Source organism: Tolypothrix bouteillei VB521301 (assembly GCF_000760695.4).
GTDB lineage: Bacteria > Cyanobacteriota > Cyanobacteriia > Cyanobacteriales > Nostocaceae > Scytonema > Scytonema bouteillei_A.
Genome location: NZ_JHEG04000001.1, coordinates 365,098 through 383,119 on the forward strand (window position 1 = coordinate 365,098; position 18,022 = coordinate 383,119).

The window sequence follows — 18,022 nt, forward strand, 5'->3', positions numbered from 1 at the left end:
CCCTGGAATAGAATAGTAGGTTGGCTGAGAAGGGAGTTTTGCGAGCGGGGGTTCTGGTGGTTTACCTTCTCATCTGGAGGAAGCTTTGATGTCACGACTGCAACTGAGCTTTACTTAATATCTGCTCGATCGCGTTGAAACTCTCACGGCAAATCACTACGCGACAAACCCCCAGTCTGTGTCCGCTCAAAAACATGGTAAAGGAGAATCAATACTACAAGGGATAAGAATTAGCTGAGCCTCGCGATATCGGAGGCTCAGCCTTGCACCCTTAATCTGTTCCTGTTCCTCAAATAATAGTGACGATTCGACCCACAATACTTGTAACTAAATTAATTGTTCTGAGAACAGCAACTGTATTGTTAATTTTTTCCAGTACATTGGTCAGTTCGTTAAGAGCATTTCTCAGATCGTTTTCTTGCGCCTTTAAACGCAATCCAATATCTTCTAAAACTGCATTCTCTAAGTTTTCACGAGCTTCTTCATAATTTTTTCTGACATCCAGCAATTCCTTTTGCCGCTTTAGATCGGGTTCGTTTTGGATTGCCATATTCATTTCTGGCGAAGTCAGTCTTTTTTCATGCTGCCTCATCTTAGCTAGTAGTTGCTCTCTGGCTTGTATGTTTTGGTTCATTATATTTTCCATGATACTAATCCTTCTATTAATTGATTAATTTTTGTTTTCAACAAGTGCTAAAAATGTATCTATATCTTTCAAAAGATGATTGAGTCGTGCCACATTCAATTCACCGGATACTGCAGCCTGGTAAGCGGTTTTAAATTCCCCTAAAGCCTCGCCTGCATTCTTCAGTTCTTCGACTTTTCTATCCATCGTGAGAATTTTTCTTCTATCTTCAATCCATTGGCTTTGCTCCTGAATTTTTGTACTACTAGTGAGAGGTTCTATAATCAGGCGTTGCTCGCGTGCAGATTGAATCATCTCAACATCATGTTGCAAACTCTCGCTCAGGTAATTAAGCATCTCTTGTTGTATTGTCAATTCTTTTAGAATTGTTTGATGCCGTTTTTCCAACTCTTCTTTTAATGCACCTTTGATTTTAGAACTAATGACGGCATGAGTGACTGCTTGAGCAATTCCTTGATTTCTCGAAGAAAATAAATCGCTGTTTTGCAGAATTTGACTGCTCTTGTTAAGATTTTGAGTAATACTTGCAATTTCTGACTGAGCGCTAGCAGGTGCATCAGAAGTTGCTAATTCTTGAAGTGTAGAAAAGTATTTTTTTAAAAGAGTGTTGTGATTGCGAACTTCTTCTATGACTTGCAGTCGTTTTAGATCGGACTGAGAACGCTGCGTATAGTTTTCAAGACTTTGATTGCTCTGTCTGTCATCGCGCAATATTTGCTCTGAGGTTAGATCGATTCTAATATCACCAGCAGTTGTCAATAACTCATTAACAGCTTCAGCATACTTAGTTCCTGCATCTGTTAATTTTTTATATTCTTCGCTAGAGCGACAGCCAGTTGTTAAAGTAGCTATAACAGTAAATATGATTACTGTTTTAGAAAAGTATTTTTTCATGGTAAAACTTACGAGATAAGTTAACTTTGCAATTCTTGAGTCTGCAGATTTACCTGCTGTGTTGTTGGACTGTTAACTGGTTGCTGTTAATTGCTTTGTCAAGCTTCTGTCTGTAAATAGCTTTGCTCAAACTTATCTTATGCAGGGAGAAATTTTAAAAATCAGAGAAAATTGGGTATGAAATACAAATAAGGGGGGCAATACAAACTCTGTCAGCCCGAACAAATAAACTACTCAAGTAAGGGCTGAAACCTGCTCCTATAGGGGAGTGAAAAATATTGAAGTCTCTGCGCTAAGGTTTCGTTCAGCCAGAAATCTAGTAAGATGTCAAACTAAAAGACAAAGATTTGACAGAGGTTTTTAAGGATGCACATTACAGACCAACTAGAGCAAACATGGCAGGATAGAGCACTTGATAGCATTATAAATATAGTAAGAGCACCTGATGGTGACTTTGAGAGTATTGGCGAACTTGCAGATGCCCTTGGCGATCGCCAAAGCTTACAGAAAGTAGTAGAACTTCTTTGTGGCACCCCACAAGGGGAACAAGCATTTCAAAAGCGCCCTAGATTGGGTGATATCAATCTACAAAAACTTTACAGTTTACCAACTGATACTCTAGGTTATGCATATGCTAATCATATGCTCAAAAACAATTTGAAACCTTTATATGCAGGACACGTAGAGAACAATCTCCAATTCTTAGGAGCGCACCTTACAGAAACACATGACATTTGGCATATCATCACTGGATGCAATACGAATATTCTTGGAGAAATTCAATTAGAAGCTTTCTACGTTGCCCAACTGTACTTTACGCGTTTTTGGCTGGCATTATTAGCGAAGAATCTTGTTAAAGCTACTATTTACGATATTGAGGTTTCAACAAAATATATGGACGCGATGGCTAAGGGATGGTTAATGGGAAAACAAGCCAAGCCTCTGTTTGGTGTTGAATGGAATCTGTTATGGGAACAGCCATTGGAAAATGTCCGTACTTCGTTCAACATCATTCTTTCTGATACTTGTGAATGAACGAGCATAAGTTATTGTGGAACGGGCGAGACGCTTGTAAACCAGAACGAGCGTCCCGCTCGTCCCACAATTATAAGAGCTTATCTGGTGTAATAGGTAAATGGCGGATGCGCTTACCCGTAGCATGGTAAACTGCATTACCAATCGCCGCTGAAACACCAGTAATTCCTATTTCACCGACACCTCTTACACCCGCCGGATTAAAGTTGAGATCGGGTTCCCCAACAAAAGCAACCTCAATGCGAGGAATATCTGCGTGTGCGGGAAAATGATAGGTAGCAAGGTCGTAAACCACTGGATAACCGATATTTGGGTCAAAGTGGCACTCTTCCATCAATGCTTGCCCAAGCCCCATAATAACACCGCCCCGTACTTGAGAAGCTGCCGTCTTAGCGTTGATAACGCGTCCGATATTCATTACGGATACCCAACGCGTCACTTGTAGGCGTCCAATTTCTTCATCTATACTGACTTCACAAAAATGCGCCCCCCACGATTGAAATGCCCATTTCTTTCCTTCAGCTCCGGGCGCTGACGATGCTGTTGCTTCAACAGCAGCTCGTCCGGACTGGCGGAGGCTGGAAAATACTTCCTCAGCAGTCTTGGCTTTGGCAGATTTTAGAACCTCCTGACAGGCTGACATGACTGCTGGAAGGAGAGATGCTGTCATCATGGAACCACCTGCCAAACCGCCATCTGGTAGCAATGAGTCACCCAGATCTACCCGTACCTTTTCTACAGGTATCCCCAAAACTTCTGCGGCTGTAGAGGCAACAACCGTATACGCACCAGTACCCATATCGTTTGCAGCAGTTAAAATATGTGCTGTACCATCCGGTAGTAACCGTACTTTCGCGGATGCCGCACCCCTACCACCAGGGAAAGTTGACCCTGCCATTCCCCAACCTATAAGCTTACCGTTGCGTGTCAGCGATCGCACTTGAAATGGTCTGTCTTTCCAACCAAATTGTTCTGCACCAAAGCGCAAACATTCAGAGAATGCTTTTGCTGAAAATGGCAGCCCTTTACGCTGGTGTTCTTTAGTTTCATTTTTCAAACGCAGTTCCACAGGGTCCATCTTGAGCTTCCACGCCAGTTCGTCCATTGCTGACTCTAATGCCCAAAGACCCGGATTTTCTCCTGGTGCTCGCATGAATGTTGGCGTCCCGGTGTTTATCACCGCCAGTTCTTGCTTCAAGCGCAAATTCGGCGCAGCATACATGACTGGAGTAATTCCCGTACAGGGCTCTGTAAAAACATCTACTAGGGATGTACAAGATTTGACATCATGTTCGACAGACATGAGGTTACCATCCGCAGTGGCTGCCAAGCGGATAGTTTGCTCTGTTTCAGAACGGTGCCCTGCATTTGCGGTCATCTGCGCTCGTGTCAGAACAACTTTGACGGGGCGTTGGAGTTGGCGAGCAACTGCAGCACAGAGAATACCGTGGGGCCAAGGGAAGGCTTTAGAACCAAAAGCCCCTCCAATAAAAGGAGTAACAATACGCACTCGTTCTTTTGGGAGCCCAAAAAGTTCTGCATAAGTACGCTGGGTACCCATCACCCACTGGGAGGGTTCGTAAATTGTCAGAGAGTCAGAACCTTGCCACTGAGCAATAGTCGCATGGGGTTCCATGGGCGCGTGCAATTCAGTGGAAGTTTTGTAGGTAACTTCCATCTTTGCTGTTGCACTTGCCATCCCTGTGGTAAAGTCTCCCTTCTGGAACTTCATCCCCTCACCAAACATGGATGGAGCTTCTTTAAAAGTAGCCTTTGCAGGATCTATAAGGGGTTTTTCAGTTGCGTATTCAACCTTTACCAACCGTGCTGCATGACGCGCTCGTTCAAAAGTATCTGCTACCACCAAGCCAACGATCTGTCCTGCGTAATAAACCTTATCATCAGATAACGGTAGACGAGCCTCGTAAATTTTCGAGGTCATGAAATTATTGGTTGGCTTAAATATCTTGGGTGGGTTTTTATGGGTAAATACAGCGATAACACCTGATGCTTTTTCTGCTGTACTGGTATCTATACTTTTAATTTGTCCGTTAGCAATGCTGGCTGTGACAAGGTAACCGTGAACAAGATTGGGAATTTGATGCTCGGCTGCGTAAGTCGCCGTACCCGTTACCTTTGCACGTCCATCCTTGCGGCTGACCGCAGATCCATTAACTTTGTTCATATCACCCCTCCTCCTTTAGCTGAAATTGTCAGTGCACGGCGAATGGCTCGTTTTGCCATATCAACTTTGAAACTATTGTGAGTTAGGGGTTTTGCTTCCCGAAGTGCAATGTCTGCTGCTTGTTCAAATATTGTCACGTCGGCACTCTTGCCAATTAAAAATTTTTCTGCTTCCGTCGATCGCCAGGGTTTGTGGGCTACACCACCCATTGCTAGGCGAGCATCTTTGATTTTCTCTCCTGAAAGGTTAACAGCAGCAGCGACTGATATTAATGCAAAGGCATAGGAAGTGCGATCGCGTAATTTCAAGTAAACTCCGGACTTAGCCAAGGAAATTGGCGGTAGGATAACAGCAGTAATCAACTCACCTGGTTCTAAATTTGTGTCTCGCTGGGGAGTATTTCCTGGCAATCTGTGAAAATCTACCATCGGTATTTGCCGCTTACCTTTGGAACTTTCTACAACAACGACAGCATCTAAAGCAGCGAGAGCAACACACATATCTGAAGGATGAACAGCCAAGCACTGGTCGCTAGCACCTAAAATAGCATGACCGCGATTAATCCCCGTTGCTGCGGGACAACCAGTTCCCGGCTGGCGTTTGTTACAAGGGAAAGCGGTATCGTAATAGTAAGGACAGCGAGTGCGTTGCAACAAGTTACCTCCTACGGTTGCCATGTTGCGGATTTGCTGAGACGCACCAGAGAGAATGGCGCGGGATAAGATTGGGTAGTCGCGACGAATATCGGGATTATCTGCAACAGCTGTATTGCTGACAAGCGCTCCGATTTGTAGACCCCCATTAGTGGTGCGAGAAATGCGCTTCATCTCCAATCGGGAGATATCTATGAGTTGAGATGGCTCATCTAGAAAACCCTTGAGGCGATCGACCAGATTTGTACCACCTGCTATGTACGCAGTATTTTTGTTAGCTGTTGAGCGTTGGATGGCATCTTTTACGGATGTCGCCCGAATGTAAGTAAAATTATTCATGCAGGCAACTCCTCAGATTCGCGAACCAAAACAGTTGCCACGGGAGAGGGTGTTTTTTGTCCTGCGACTTGTTGTACTGCGGCGACGATACCGTTGTAAGCACTGCACCTACAGAGATTACCGCTCAATCGCTCTTTGATTTCCACTTCAGACAGTTCGGCTAGTTGCGGGGGACTCGACAAATCTGGAGTGACAACACTGGCACAACCGCGTTTGACTTCGTTAATGAGGGCAACAGAAGCACAAATTTGTCCTGGCGTGCAATAGCCGCACTGAAAACCATCGTTGTCAATAAAGGCAGCTTGCATGGGATGGAGAGTATCTCCCTTTGCCAGCCCTTCGATGGTAACAATTTCTTTGCCCTCTTGCATAATTGCTAATGTCAGGCAGGAATAAACTCGCTCGCCATCAATCAAAACAGTACAAGCTCCGCACTGTCCGCGATCGCATCCCTTTTTGCTACCCAACAGTCCCAAGCGATCGCGCAAAGCATCCAAGAGCGTAACGCGAGGCTCAATAGAAAGGGTTTGCAGTTTGCCGTTAACATTTAGTGAAACAGACATTTCACCTCCGGAACTTTGAGCAGATGCCTTTGCTGCATTTGCCTGTTCGAGCAATGAAGGAGCCGCAATAGCTGCTCCAGTTGCGGTTAGTGCTTGTCCTAAAAAACCACGGCGGGACGTTTTTCCCCCACCCTTGTTATGGTTTTGCATGATTCTCTTCCTCTGGATCGGAAAGTGCAGAAATGCACTCTCGCTTACATTATCATTGTTCTCCAGATTCAGCGTTCCTTTTCTAACCAACTCACTGCCCAGTCAACAGCGCTTCTCAACAGAAAAAGCTTGGTTTGCGCGTTACCGACGTGAGAACTTTTCACATGACCCGCTTGTTCAAAAGCTGTACCCATTTCCTCAAAACATTCCCCCTTCAACTCAATATCCCTGTAGGTTTTCCAAACCCGTTGTTCTCCTTCAACAATCGGTGAACCTTGGGTAATTTGTTTTACTTTGGTAATTCGATACTCAGCAAGATGAAAGCAAGTGTTGGAATCGTACCCAACCCCTAAGAGCAAAACCGAAGCATTTAGGTCATACAAGCGAGCCAATGGCGATTCATTACCCAAGCAATAATCTAAGCTGTGATTGTTGATAATCTCTGGTGCATGTTTTCCCCATGCAGCAAATGAAGACGTGGGATGGGAACTCCGCACAACATCAGGGAAAGTCCGAAAAGTTTCAGCAATTTTACCCATTCCGCGTGTGGGAGTCAACCGCGCATCAAAGGCAGGCATGGTGTCTCTAATTATCTGAACCCATTCACTTGGTACGGGTGGATTTTGCCACTCTGCGGGATCGGAGTACTCGCCAGAGTGACTGGGCATAACGAGAGTACCTGTAGTCGTTAGTACATCCATAAAAGCCTGAATGACAGTGACCGGACCGCCACAAACCCATCCCAATGACTTTAGTGAAGAATGGACCAGTAGAATCGCTCCGGGAGTTATACCAATCTGGCGCAAATCAGCGGCAAGACTTTCGCGAGTGCGGGGTGATGGTGTTTGAAAAATGGTTTCTGCTTCACTCATATTCAGGATGATAGTTGAAAACGAAGGCAGAGGGCAGAGGTCACAAAGAAGGTCTGAAGTAAAGAGTTACGCGATCTTAAACTGCTCCTTTGTAGATTGCTAATGCTCGTCTGACTGCGGCATCTGCATTGATAAACCCACTGCCATATACAGTATCGTATCCCGACCCACCCAAGTCGTAGCTTGTCTCAGACAGAATTTGCTTGATTTGAGTAGCATTCAGGTTAGGGTTGACACTCCAAACTAAGGAAGCAACACCTGTCACGTTGGGAGTTGCTGCTGAAGTTCCATTAAAGCCCATATAAGTACTGGGATAGTAGTCAAAACCAACTGTACCGTTTGATAAACGATATGCTCTAGTGGTGGGAACTTCCGACGGTCCCATCAGTGTTAAGCCAGGTCCATATTGAGAGTAGTTAATTCGTTCGCCTGGTGTTGCATCATAACCGTAACTATCGACCGTTCCCCAAGAAGCACCTACAGCGATCGCATTACTATACAGCCCTGCTAGTGTTGCTGGATATGAGAGACCGCTTACACCTTTATCACCGTCATTACCTGCTGCAATCAAAAATAGGACGTTGGGATTATTCGCGACGATTTGATTCAATTCTGGATCGAGGTTCGTTTGACCAAACGCACCAGTGTATCCCAAACTCATATTAATGACTAAGCGCTGTCCGTTTTGGCTGGCATGACCGATCAGACTGCGGGTGGCTTCAGATAATGATAAATCATTTCTATTGCCACCTAAAACATCAATGTTAAAGACTGGCGAATTCCAATTGATCCCTGCTATTCCCAATCCATTATTACTATTGGCAGCAATGATACCTTGAACAGCAGTACCGTGAGAGGTGGAAAATACATCATCTTGGAAGTTGGGAGTAAAAATAGTTGTTGTGCGTAGATCGTCATGAATATAACCGTTGCGATTGGCTGCTAGACCCGTGTCTTCAATTCCAATCAACACCTTATTCGAGCCTGTGGTGAAGCGCCATGCATTTTGAACACCCATCATATGGAGGTTCCATTGTTGTCCAAACAATGGATCGTTGGGGAGCACTGATAAGTTCAAATGACTGTCTGCAAACACAATGCGATCGATCCCTTCAAATAGGATCTGACTGCCATCATTTAATGTAATGGCATCAAATAAACGGGTTCCATTACCAGGGTTGTACAGAACGCCGCCGCCGTTACTAGCATTACTAAATGTGACTGTACTTGAGTAGATGCTGGAAAGATTCAATAAATCCTTCCATCCATCACCAAAGTCTACATTGCCGTTCCCAGAAATAACAGTACGACTAAAACCAGTTTTATATGTAAATTGATTGGCGTCGAGGGTTCCAAGTACAGTACGCGTATTGTTGGCGATTGATGTGGCGGATAATCCCAAGCGATAACTTATACTACTATCATATTGAAAAACTTTTACGTAATAAGTACCGGCTAGTAAAGTACCGTCCAGCCATTCCATATTTGTGCTACTATTCACTGACTTCTCAACAAGTGACCCGTTCGCGTTATAAAGTTCTACATCTGCATCTCCAGTTAAACCATTTAAAGATAAGTTGAAGCTACTGTGACTGGAAAGATTAAAGCGATAGATATCAACAGGATCGCTATAGCCGACAAAATCTGTAAAGGTTTGAGGACCCTTTAAAGTGCCTATATTGTAGGCATTGCTAAAGACACTACCAGGATCTGGTGCAACCAGCGGGCTGAGTTCTGATGAAGACAGCATATATGGGCGATCGGTATCATCAAAAACGCCGTCAATTGAGAGAAAGTCAGCATAATCAGTACTTGAACCCGAAAATTTTCTCACCGCTGTAGCGTCATTCAGTCCTTGCAGAGAGCCTGATGATAATCCTACAAAGGAATAATTGAAGCCCGTGTCTGGATTTGATTGTTCGCTTAAGTCAAAACCGTCTAACATATGCACTGTCCTCATTATGGTAGATACGTTGTACTCTTAGCAGTTGTCTTCTAGTAGTTCACCACATAAGTTTTGATGACCACTTACCTCGTTCCCAGGCGGAGCCTGGGAATGCCTTACAGGAGGCTCCGCCTAGGGTGTCGCGAGGCTCTCTCTGCCTCGCCGACTGCGTTCCCTGGTAGAACCACCGGAACGAGAGTGGGTAGTGCGTTCACTGACCCATCGAAAATTAATGGGACAGACCACTAGTAGCAAATATCACAATTTTTGGTAGGTCTTGACTTATAGAGACCCACTTATGAAACCATCTCCCTCAGCATCAACTGTACAGATAGTTTGCACGGTTATTTCTACTGGTAATTCTGGAAATCGATCGCAGAAGATTGTATTGAGCTAAATTAGCTTATTCGTTTTATTCAACTTTTTTGCCGGGTGAATTTCTTCTACAGCAACTGCATTTACTTTTACTAGAATTCTCCGAAATAGTAATATCATACGCCCGAAATAGTAAATTTTATTCTACATCACAATTAGAAGGTTCTTATTGGTTTGCCTTGAAACGAATCTTCAAGAAACCCAAAGAATAATGAGCTTGGGATATCCCAAACCCCAAACATTAACTCCAAATTGTTAACTATGACTCCATAACAAACAGAATTGATTGGATGGCTATAAAATTAACACGATTTCCAATGCAATGGCCATAAACAAAAATTATTTAGACAAGAATAAATTAAATTAAGATTAACTTGCAGCGTCACAGTTTTTAGTGACACATAAGACTCCAAAATGAAGAAGCAGGATTCCTGATTTGATTGAAATTATTTTTTTGAGAATGTTTTAAAAATCTCAGACGATTTCCAATCGCAAAAATGGTACCAACTGGGGCTTGACAAACGTCCTCTTGGAGAGGTATTTACCTGTATCTGTGGTTGAAAAAATTTTGATGTCAGCAAAGGGACTCATTCTGAATCAGTAAAATTGTATAATTTATAACAAATAATTATTGACTGACTGCAAAAGATACAGAGTGTATAGTAATACACAAATTAAAAAATGCGATCGCAATTAATTGTTTGAGATTTTCATGTAAAACTTTTTCAGATCAACCAACTTTACTGCTAAAACTTTCCGTCAAGGGAGGGTTGAATTTTTTGATCTTACCACTACTCTTAAACTGAACGAGCGCACTTGGGAAAGAGAAATGCCCACTTCTCATAAACCGCTCTTATCCCTAGAGCTTCCCCTACCTTCGCCACTCCCCAAGTAAGTGCATAAGGTCAACACTACAACATCTATTTCTTATTGCAACTGTAGAATTAGGTCAGTTCATCACAGGAGAGCATACAACCTATGGGTGCTTCATCCAGATACTGGAAAATTTGGCGAATTAATCCAGCCAGCGAACAAGCGGGGTACAAACTCTTCTTAGTGGCTCAGGCTCAGGATTTTTGCCAAAAACAGTTGTCACGTTCCCAGAGTGGAGATGTAGAAACTGCTCTTTACGCTTTTTTCTACAATCAAAAACTTGAGGTTGATGACAAAAATCGTGCTGTTGCTGGGCTTTGTCTCAGATGTTACATTTCCGATCCTATACTAAAAGCTTGTCAAAAAATTGACAATTTATTTGGTACGGAAAAGCACTTTACGTACCAAGATTTACTGCCTTTTGTTCTTAATGATGATGGTGAAAGCCTGCTCGTTCTGGATAAAGATGGCAAAAATCAACTGCTTTTAGATAAAAGCGGCGAAGCTAAAACAGCAAGTTTTAAATTCTTTTCTCTTAGGGTTCTGCAAACTTACAAGCCAGACTCGCAGTCTCGAATGAGCTTAGAGAATTGGGCTTATTTGCAAACCAAACAAAATCCAGAGCTAAAAGATTTTTTATCGGAATTTGGTTTTCAGCATCTGAGCGACTGGGCGCTGTTGAATCGTGCTAGACCCAAACAGCTAGAACGCTTCTCACAACGCGAACGTCATCTAGTAGAAGTTTTTCATGGTGTTTATCGTCGCGACAGACAACAGCAGCGTTCTTATCAAACTAGACGATGTCCCGATCCTACTACCGCTCAACAACAAGAAATGCTTGCCCAGTTGAAACAACGAAATGTTATTATCAATGACTCAATGGAGTTAATGAAAGAACTCAAACTCGTTGTTGCACAACTCAGGCAATACGATATCTGGAGCTACCGAGAATCGATAGAAATTCAAGATCCGGAAACTGGAGGTTACACACTTAGATCTGATTTACCTTATGAATCCCTAAGTGAAGTTGATGTGGAACAGCGAGAACTTTTAGAGTTTTTGCACGAGCAACTACAATTAGCTTTGCTAAAGGCTATTAAAGAAGAAATTCAAGCAAGTCTTAACCGATTGGAAAAAAGCAAAAAGTATGCGCCCCTAGCTCAAAAGTTTATTCCTGGATTGAAATTATATTACGGTCAAGGATTAGCTCTAAAAGAAATTGCTCCTCAATTAGGAATGAGTAGCTGGGATCAAGCCAGACGAATCCTAAACCCTGGTGAACTTCTAAATAAGGTACGCTATGTCACAGTTGAAAAACTCATTGATAAAATTTTACAAAAAGCGGAGGAAAAAGGTTTAACTAAAATTCCTCCACAACCAGATTATCTCAAAGCTATTTCCGAACAAATCGAAGCTTTTGTTGATGAAGAAGTTTTTACTGAAGCATCAGAGGAAATTAGGGTTGGCAAAAATCGCTCCATGAATAGCGTATACGCACGAAAACTTTTTCAATACATAGAACAACGATAAACACAATTTCAAATGAGGAGAGAACTTAGTATGTCCCAGTTATCGCTTAATTCAACAAGTGTCAGGTTGATTTTGCCAGAAAGTATATGGTTGGAACCGGAACATTTTTACCAAGCAATACAAACTAGTAACCAAATTATGAATGAATCACAACAGTGGCAAATTTATCTTAATAGCTTGGGATTATTGGGGTTTGAACAGTGGCTGACCGCACGCCTTCCAGAACAACTTATTCAAAAACATACTCATGTCATTGAAACCTGCGCTCAACTGCAACTCGGAGAATTCAAATTTTGCCTGATTTCTACTGAGAATATACTTGATGAAGTTGTAAATATACCGGAAAGTACGATTCACCAACACGAACAACTTGCTCATTTTTATGTTGTGCTAGAAGTTTCCGAAGAACAGGAAGAAGTGATTATTCGAGGTTGTTTGCGTTACGATCGCCTTATTACTTATTGCAGTAGCGATTTCTTACAAGATGGCTTTTATCAATTACCTCTATCGGTATTCGATCCAGAACCCAACCATTTGTTACATTACTATCTTTACTTAGAACCTAGCTCTATTCCCTTACCTGTAGCGACACCCGAACAAGTATCAGATAAAATATTAACATACTTTAATGAAACGAGAACTAAATTGAGCCAATGGTTCTTAGGAGCTTGTGATGAAGGATGGGAAATTATTGATAGCATGCTCGATCGCGAAACGAATTTGGCATTTAATACCAGGAATGCTCAATCAGGTATTAAGAGAGCTAAATTAATTGATTTGGGAGTGCAACTCGGCAATCAAACAGTAGCTTTGTTAGTTAATATCACAGAAGAAACTGAGGAAAAATTAGGTGTTTTGATTCAGTTGCATCCTACTAATGGAGAAAGAGTATTACCATCAAACGTTAAATTAACACTATTTTCTAAAGCTGGAAAAACCCTTCAAGAGGTGACTTCTAGAACTCAAGATAATTATATTCAACTCAAGCCTTTTAAAGGGGAAACAGGAAAGCGTTTTAGTTTAGAAGTCAGTCTCGAAGAGACTAGAGTCAGAGAGCACTTTGAATTGTAAAACAGCTTTCTCAATCAAAATGCTATAACTTTGGATCGCTTAACCACACAGGCAAAATCTTTAGGTTCCTGCATTCTGTTTCTTGATGCTCCTCCCACACTTATCGTTTCTACCAAAGCCCGTCTTATCTGTACAACACGGCAATACAAAGATATGGTATAAAAGTAAAACCCATTACAATCTCGGACAATCAAGTGCATCTTTGAATGAGCAAGTCGATTGTTATTAATTTAGGTCAGGGTAACTTAGATCGGGGATTTCCAAGAGTTACTGTTCAGCTATGGGGAGCCGATTATCCTCTTCCAGAGCAATTTATTGGCGGCTTACCCCCAGCACCAGATCTCGTTGAACTTTGTAGAAAGTGGCAGTCAATCTATCAGAATATTTGCGAACGCAAACAGTGGCGTTCTTCTCCAGTTGATGATGAAGATGATGAACTAGAGATTGATGAAGGTGCTGTTACCAATGTCTCGGTTCTAGATTTTCACAGTGTCTGTAATAGATTACAGCAAACAATGAATGATTGGTTGCAATCTCAAGGAATTCTTAAGATTAGCCAACAGTTACGTTCTGCACTTAACCCAACAGATGAAATTCGAGTCATTATTCAAACAAACGATTTACTGCTGCGAAAATTGCCCTGGCATCGCTGCGATTTCTTTCAAGATTATCCTTTAGCAGAAATAGCGCTTTCTCGCCCGGAGTACAAACGCGCTCAAATTTCGTCGCCACCTAAAGTCAAGAGAGAAAGAGTGAGAATTTTGGCGATTCTGGGGAACAGCTTTGGACTCGATTTGGCTGTAGAGCGTCAATTTCTCAACAATTTAGCAGACGCAGAAGTTGTATTTCTTGTCAAACCATCAAGACAAGAATTAAATACGCATTTATGGGACTCAACAGGCTGGGACGTTTTATTTTTTGCGGGACACAGTCAAACTGAGAGTGACACTGGCAGACTTTATATTAATGAAAACGAAACCAATAACAGTTTGACGGTTGAACAGTTAGAAGAAGCACTCAAAGCAGCTATTGAAAAAGGTTTAAAGCTAGCAATTTTTAATTCTTGTGATGGGTTGGGATTATCTTTAGCGTTAGAAAAATTGAATATTCCCACAGTTATCGTGATGCGGGAACCAGTTCCAAACTATGTTGCTCAAGAGTTTTTCAAACATTTTTTAGAAGCTTTTGCGGTTGAACGGCGTTCTTTATATCTCTCGGTACAACAAGCACGCAGAAAATTGCAAGGTTTGGAAGATGGTTTACCCGGTGCTTCATGGTTGCCAATAATTTGTCAAAATCCCGCTGTCAAACCCCCGACTTGGCTCACTCTGTATGGAATACCCCCCTGTCCCTATCGCGGGTTATTTGCGTTTCGGGAAGAAGACGCACGCTTATTTTTTGGACGGGAAAAGTTTACTCAGGATTTAGTAACAGCAGTGAAAAAAAAGCCATTTGTGGCTGTGGTCGGTTCTAGTGGAAGCGGTAAGTCCAGTGTTGTGTTTGCCGGATTGGTACCCTGCTTGCGACAAAATACAAATATTAATTGGCAAATTATCTCTTTTCGTCCTGGAAATAAACCAATAACAGCCCTAGCAGAAGCTTTTGCACCTTTAAGCAATGCACAACCCACTGACAGTGACAGATTTCACAGTGGGGGATTGCAACTGACAGCGCAAGAGAATTATCAATTGGTAGCGGGTGTAGATTCTCTGACTGACAATTCATCACTCACCAATGAAAACTCCCGTTCCTTAATAAATTTGGAATTGGAACTGATACTCGAACAGGACAACACTGCTTTATACAAAATCATTGAAACCTTTGTTCAACAAAATCCTGGAACTCGCCTAGTGCTCATTGTCGATCAATTCGAGGAACTTTACACCCTTTGCCCCGAACATGAACGCCAGCATATCTTAGATTTATTACTTAACGCCTGTACCCGCGCCCCCGGATGTACCTTAGTCACAACCTTGCGAGCGGACTTTTACGGCTATGCTCTTTCTTATCGTCCTTTAAGCGAGGCCTTACAAGGCGCAGTGCTCAACCTTGCACCGATGTCCCGCGAAGAATTGCGCGATTGCATTGAAAAACCTGCAGCACAAATGCAGGTGGAATTAGAAAAAGAATTGACAAATCAGCTAATTTCTGCATTAGAAGGACAGCCGGGGCGGTTACCCCTGTTGGAGTTTACCCTGACTCAACTTTGGTCAAAACAAAGGGAAGGATTGCTGACTCTTAAGGCTTACGAAGAGATTGGTGGTGTAGAAGAAGCACTCGCCAATCATGCAGAGGGAGTATACAGCCAACTTTCCGAAACAGACAGACAGCGATCGCAACGCGTATTCATGCAGTTGGTACAGTTAGCAGAAGGTGGTGAAGCAACCCGGAGGTTAGCCAGTCGTGCTGAAGTCAAAGAAGAAAACTGGGATTTGGTAACCCATTTGGCATCAAAGCGTTTGGTGGTGACAAATCTGAAGGGACACACCTATTGTGAAACAGTAGAAATCGTGCATGAAGCATTAATTAAAAGCTGGGGACGCTTGGAATACTGGCTGGAAATGGATGGAGAGTTTCGTAACTGGCAAGAAAAGTTACGAGTCGCAATCCGTCAGTGGGAGAGTAGCAATTTAGATGAAGGAGCATTGTTGCGAGGAAAACCTCTTTCCGATGCAGAATATTGGCAAACAAAACGGTGGGAAGAACTGAGTGTTAGCGATCGCAATTTTATTCAGTCTTCTATAGAACTGCGGGAACGAGAGGTCAAACAGCACAAGCAACGACAGCAAATAACTATTATAAGTCTTGCCAGTGGCATGGCGATCGCATCCATACTTGCCGCTTTTGCTGGGTGGCAGTGGCAAAAAGCCCAAATTAATGAAATTCAGGCAACCGTTAAATCTTCACAAGCTCTATTTGCTTCCGACAACAGATTGGATGCTCTGGTAGAAGCACTCAGAGCCAAGAAAAAATTCCGGACAATTGGCACGAATATCCCAGAAACAAAGGCTCAAGTTGATTTGGCACTCAGGCAGGCAATATATGGAGCCAACGAGTACAACCGCCTCTTAGGACACGGTGCCAAAGTACACAATGTCACGTTCAGCCCTAACGCTGAAACCATTGCCACAACGAGCGCAGACATGACAGTCAAACTGTGGCAGAGAGACGGTCGTTTGCTCAAAACGCTTACAGGGCACAGAGGAGCAGTTTATGGAGTGGCTTTCAGCCCTGATGGTTACACCATGGCTTCAACAAGTGACGATCGAACAGTCAAATTGTGGAATCTAGACGGCACTTTACTCACAACTCTCCCTCACAAATCTGAGGTGTACTCAGTTGCATTTAGCCCAGACGGGCAAACCCTTGCCTCAGGAAGTTGGGACGGTAGCATTCACCTATGGAAACGAGACGGAACTTTGTTGTTAACAATTCCAGGTCATCAAGAAAGTGTAGATGCTGTCGCGTTTAGCCCGGATGGTAAAACCATTGCTTCAGGCAGTTGGGACAAAACAGTTAAACTCTGGAAGCTTGACGGCACTTTAGTCACAACTCTTCAGCATAATGACAAAGTTCTGGCGATCTCCTTTAGCCCCAACGGTCAGTTTCTTGCCACAGCAAGTAGCGACCAAACTGTGAAACTCTGGAAAAACAATGGTTTGGGAGGATTTGAAACGCATCCCCACCAAATTTTCAAAGGTCACGACAGCCAAGTTCATGGAGTTGCCTTTAGCCCTGACAGCCAGATCGTCGCTTCTGTCGGTTGGGACAAAACCGTCAGACTTTGGCAGCTTGATGGTACTGAGATAGCCGTACTCAAAGGTCACAGTGGAATCATTTGGGGCGTTACTTTTAGCCCAGACGGTCAAACAATCGCCACCGCTTCTGATGACAAAACTGTCAGATTGTGGCGGTGGAAAAATCCTTTACTGACTGCGCTCAACGGTCATAGTGCTGCGGTTTATGCAGCCAAATTCAGTCCGGATGGAAAGTTCATTGCGGCTGCTTCCGAGGATAATACCGTAAAATTATGGAGGTCGAATGGCAATCCCGTCACAACCTTCATCGGTCATAGGAATGCTGTTTGGGATATTGCTTTCCATCCCAGTAGTAAAACCATAGCCACAGCCAGTTGGGATAAAACAGTTAAACTCTGGAAGCTTGATGGAACTTTAATCAAATCTCTTGTCGGTCACCGCTTCTATGTTAACGCAGTCGCTTTCAGCCCAGACGGTCAGATGTTAGCGTCTGCTTCTGATGACAAAACCGTCAAACTTTGGCAACCCAACGGTATTCCAATTGCCACTCTCATCGGTCATACTGATGAGGTGTGGGCTGTTACCTTTAGCCCCGACAGTCAAACGATTGTTTCGGCTAGTCGAGATAATACACTCAAGTTTTGGCGGCGAGATGGAACTCTTGTGAGAACTGCAAACGCGGGTTCCCCCGTGACCTCAGTTGCTTTCAGTCCCAACGGTCAGCTAATTGCTACAGGAAGTTGGGACAAAACGGTAAAGCTGTGGAAACCTGATGGCACATTGGTGACAACCCTCAGAGGTCATAATGCTGAAGTTTTTGGGGTGGCGTTTAGCCCCGATAGTAAAATTATTGCCTCAGCAAGTGGCGATAAGACTGTGAAATTATGGAGAACAATAGATGGTAAGGAGCTAACAACTTTTAAGGGACACAATGCAACTGTTTGGAAAGTTGCGTTTAGCCCCAATGGTGAAACAATTGTCTCTGGTGATGAAGACAAGAGAGTGCTGGTATGGAATTGGAAACGTTTTTCCCAACAGGATGAACTACAGGTTTACGGCTGTGAGTGGTTGAGAGATTATCTTCGCACGAATACCGATTTACCACCCAAAGATAACCGTCTCTGTTCTTAAAT

The 18,022-nt window shown here is 43.1% G+C and carries 11 protein-coding genes; 4 read left to right on the plus strand and 7 right to left on the minus strand.

Features of this window, described 5'->3' with window-relative positions; all coding sequences use genetic code 11:
- Positions 1-289: 289 nt before the first annotated feature.
- Both HC643_RS01465 and HC643_RS01470 read right to left on the minus strand, forming a co-directional pair.
- A complete protein-coding gene (locus HC643_RS01465) occupies positions 290-646 on the minus strand; it encodes a hypothetical protein (protein ID WP_038082023.1) in 357 nt (118 codons plus the stop codon).
- A gap of 24 nt (positions 647-670) precedes the next feature.
- Positions 671-1,540, minus strand: coding sequence for a hypothetical protein (locus tag HC643_RS01470; RefSeq protein ID WP_038082021.1), 870 nt, complete (start codon positions 1,538-1,540; stop codon positions 671-673).
- A 366-nt stretch (positions 1,541-1,906) separates the two neighbouring features.
- On the opposite strand from HC643_RS01470, the gene HC643_RS01475 reads away from it, so the two are divergent.
- Positions 1,907-2,575, plus strand: coding sequence for a Coq4 family protein (locus tag HC643_RS01475; protein ID WP_038082020.1), 669 nt, complete (start codon positions 1,907-1,909; stop codon positions 2,573-2,575).
- A gap of 70 nt (positions 2,576-2,645) precedes the next feature.
- Here the strand turns inward: HC643_RS01475 and HC643_RS01480 are convergent, their stop codons facing one another.
- From HC643_RS01480 to HC643_RS01500, 5 genes are all read right to left on the minus strand, one after another.
- Positions 2,646-4,760, minus strand: a complete 2,115-nt coding sequence (locus HC643_RS01480; RefSeq protein ID WP_038082018.1) for a xanthine dehydrogenase family protein molybdopterin-binding subunit — start codon at positions 4,758-4,760, stop codon at positions 2,646-2,648.
- Positions 4,757-5,752, minus strand: a complete 996-nt coding sequence (locus HC643_RS01485) for an FAD binding domain-containing protein (protein WP_038082015.1) — start codon at positions 5,750-5,752, stop codon at positions 4,757-4,759. The genes HC643_RS01480 and HC643_RS01485 overlap by 4 nt, the downstream gene beginning before the upstream one ends.
- Entirely contained in the window at positions 5,749-6,465 is a 717-nt protein-coding gene (locus HC643_RS01490) for a 2Fe-2S iron-sulfur cluster-binding protein (RefSeq protein ID WP_038082033.1), read from the minus strand. The genes HC643_RS01485 and HC643_RS01490 overlap by 4 nt, the downstream gene beginning before the upstream one ends.
- Positions 6,466-6,533: 68 nt before the next feature.
- Positions 6,534-7,337 (minus strand): AAC(3) family N-acetyltransferase, encoded by an 804-nt coding sequence (locus tag HC643_RS01495; protein WP_038082013.1) that lies wholly within the window; start codon positions 7,335-7,337, stop codon positions 6,534-6,536.
- 76 nt (positions 7,338-7,413) lie between these two features.
- Positions 7,414-9,282 (minus strand): S8 family serine peptidase, encoded by a 1,869-nt coding sequence (locus tag HC643_RS01500; RefSeq protein WP_050045122.1) that lies wholly within the window; start codon positions 9,280-9,282, stop codon positions 7,414-7,416.
- A 1,353-nt stretch (positions 9,283-10,635) separates the two neighbouring features.
- On the opposite strand from HC643_RS01500, the gene HC643_RS01505 reads away from it, so the two are divergent.
- The 3 genes from HC643_RS01505 (at position 10,636) to HC643_RS01515 (ending at position 18,020) form a co-directional block, all read left to right on the plus strand.
- Complete coding sequence (locus HC643_RS01505) at positions 10,636-12,060, plus strand: hypothetical protein (protein WP_038082012.1); 1,425 nt, start codon at positions 10,636-10,638, stop codon at positions 12,058-12,060.
- A gap of 30 nt (positions 12,061-12,090) precedes the next feature.
- Positions 12,091-13,131, plus strand: a complete 1,041-nt coding sequence (locus HC643_RS01510) for a DUF1822 family protein (protein ID WP_038082010.1) — start codon at positions 12,091-12,093, stop codon at positions 13,129-13,131.
- Between the two features lie 206 nt (positions 13,132-13,337).
- The gene (locus HC643_RS01515; protein WP_038082008.1) at positions 13,338-18,020 is read left to right on the plus strand and encodes an nSTAND1 domain-containing NTPase; all 4,683 of its coding nucleotides are present in this window, start codon (positions 13,338-13,340) and stop codon (positions 18,018-18,020) included.
- Positions 18,021-18,022 lie beyond the last annotated feature (2 nt).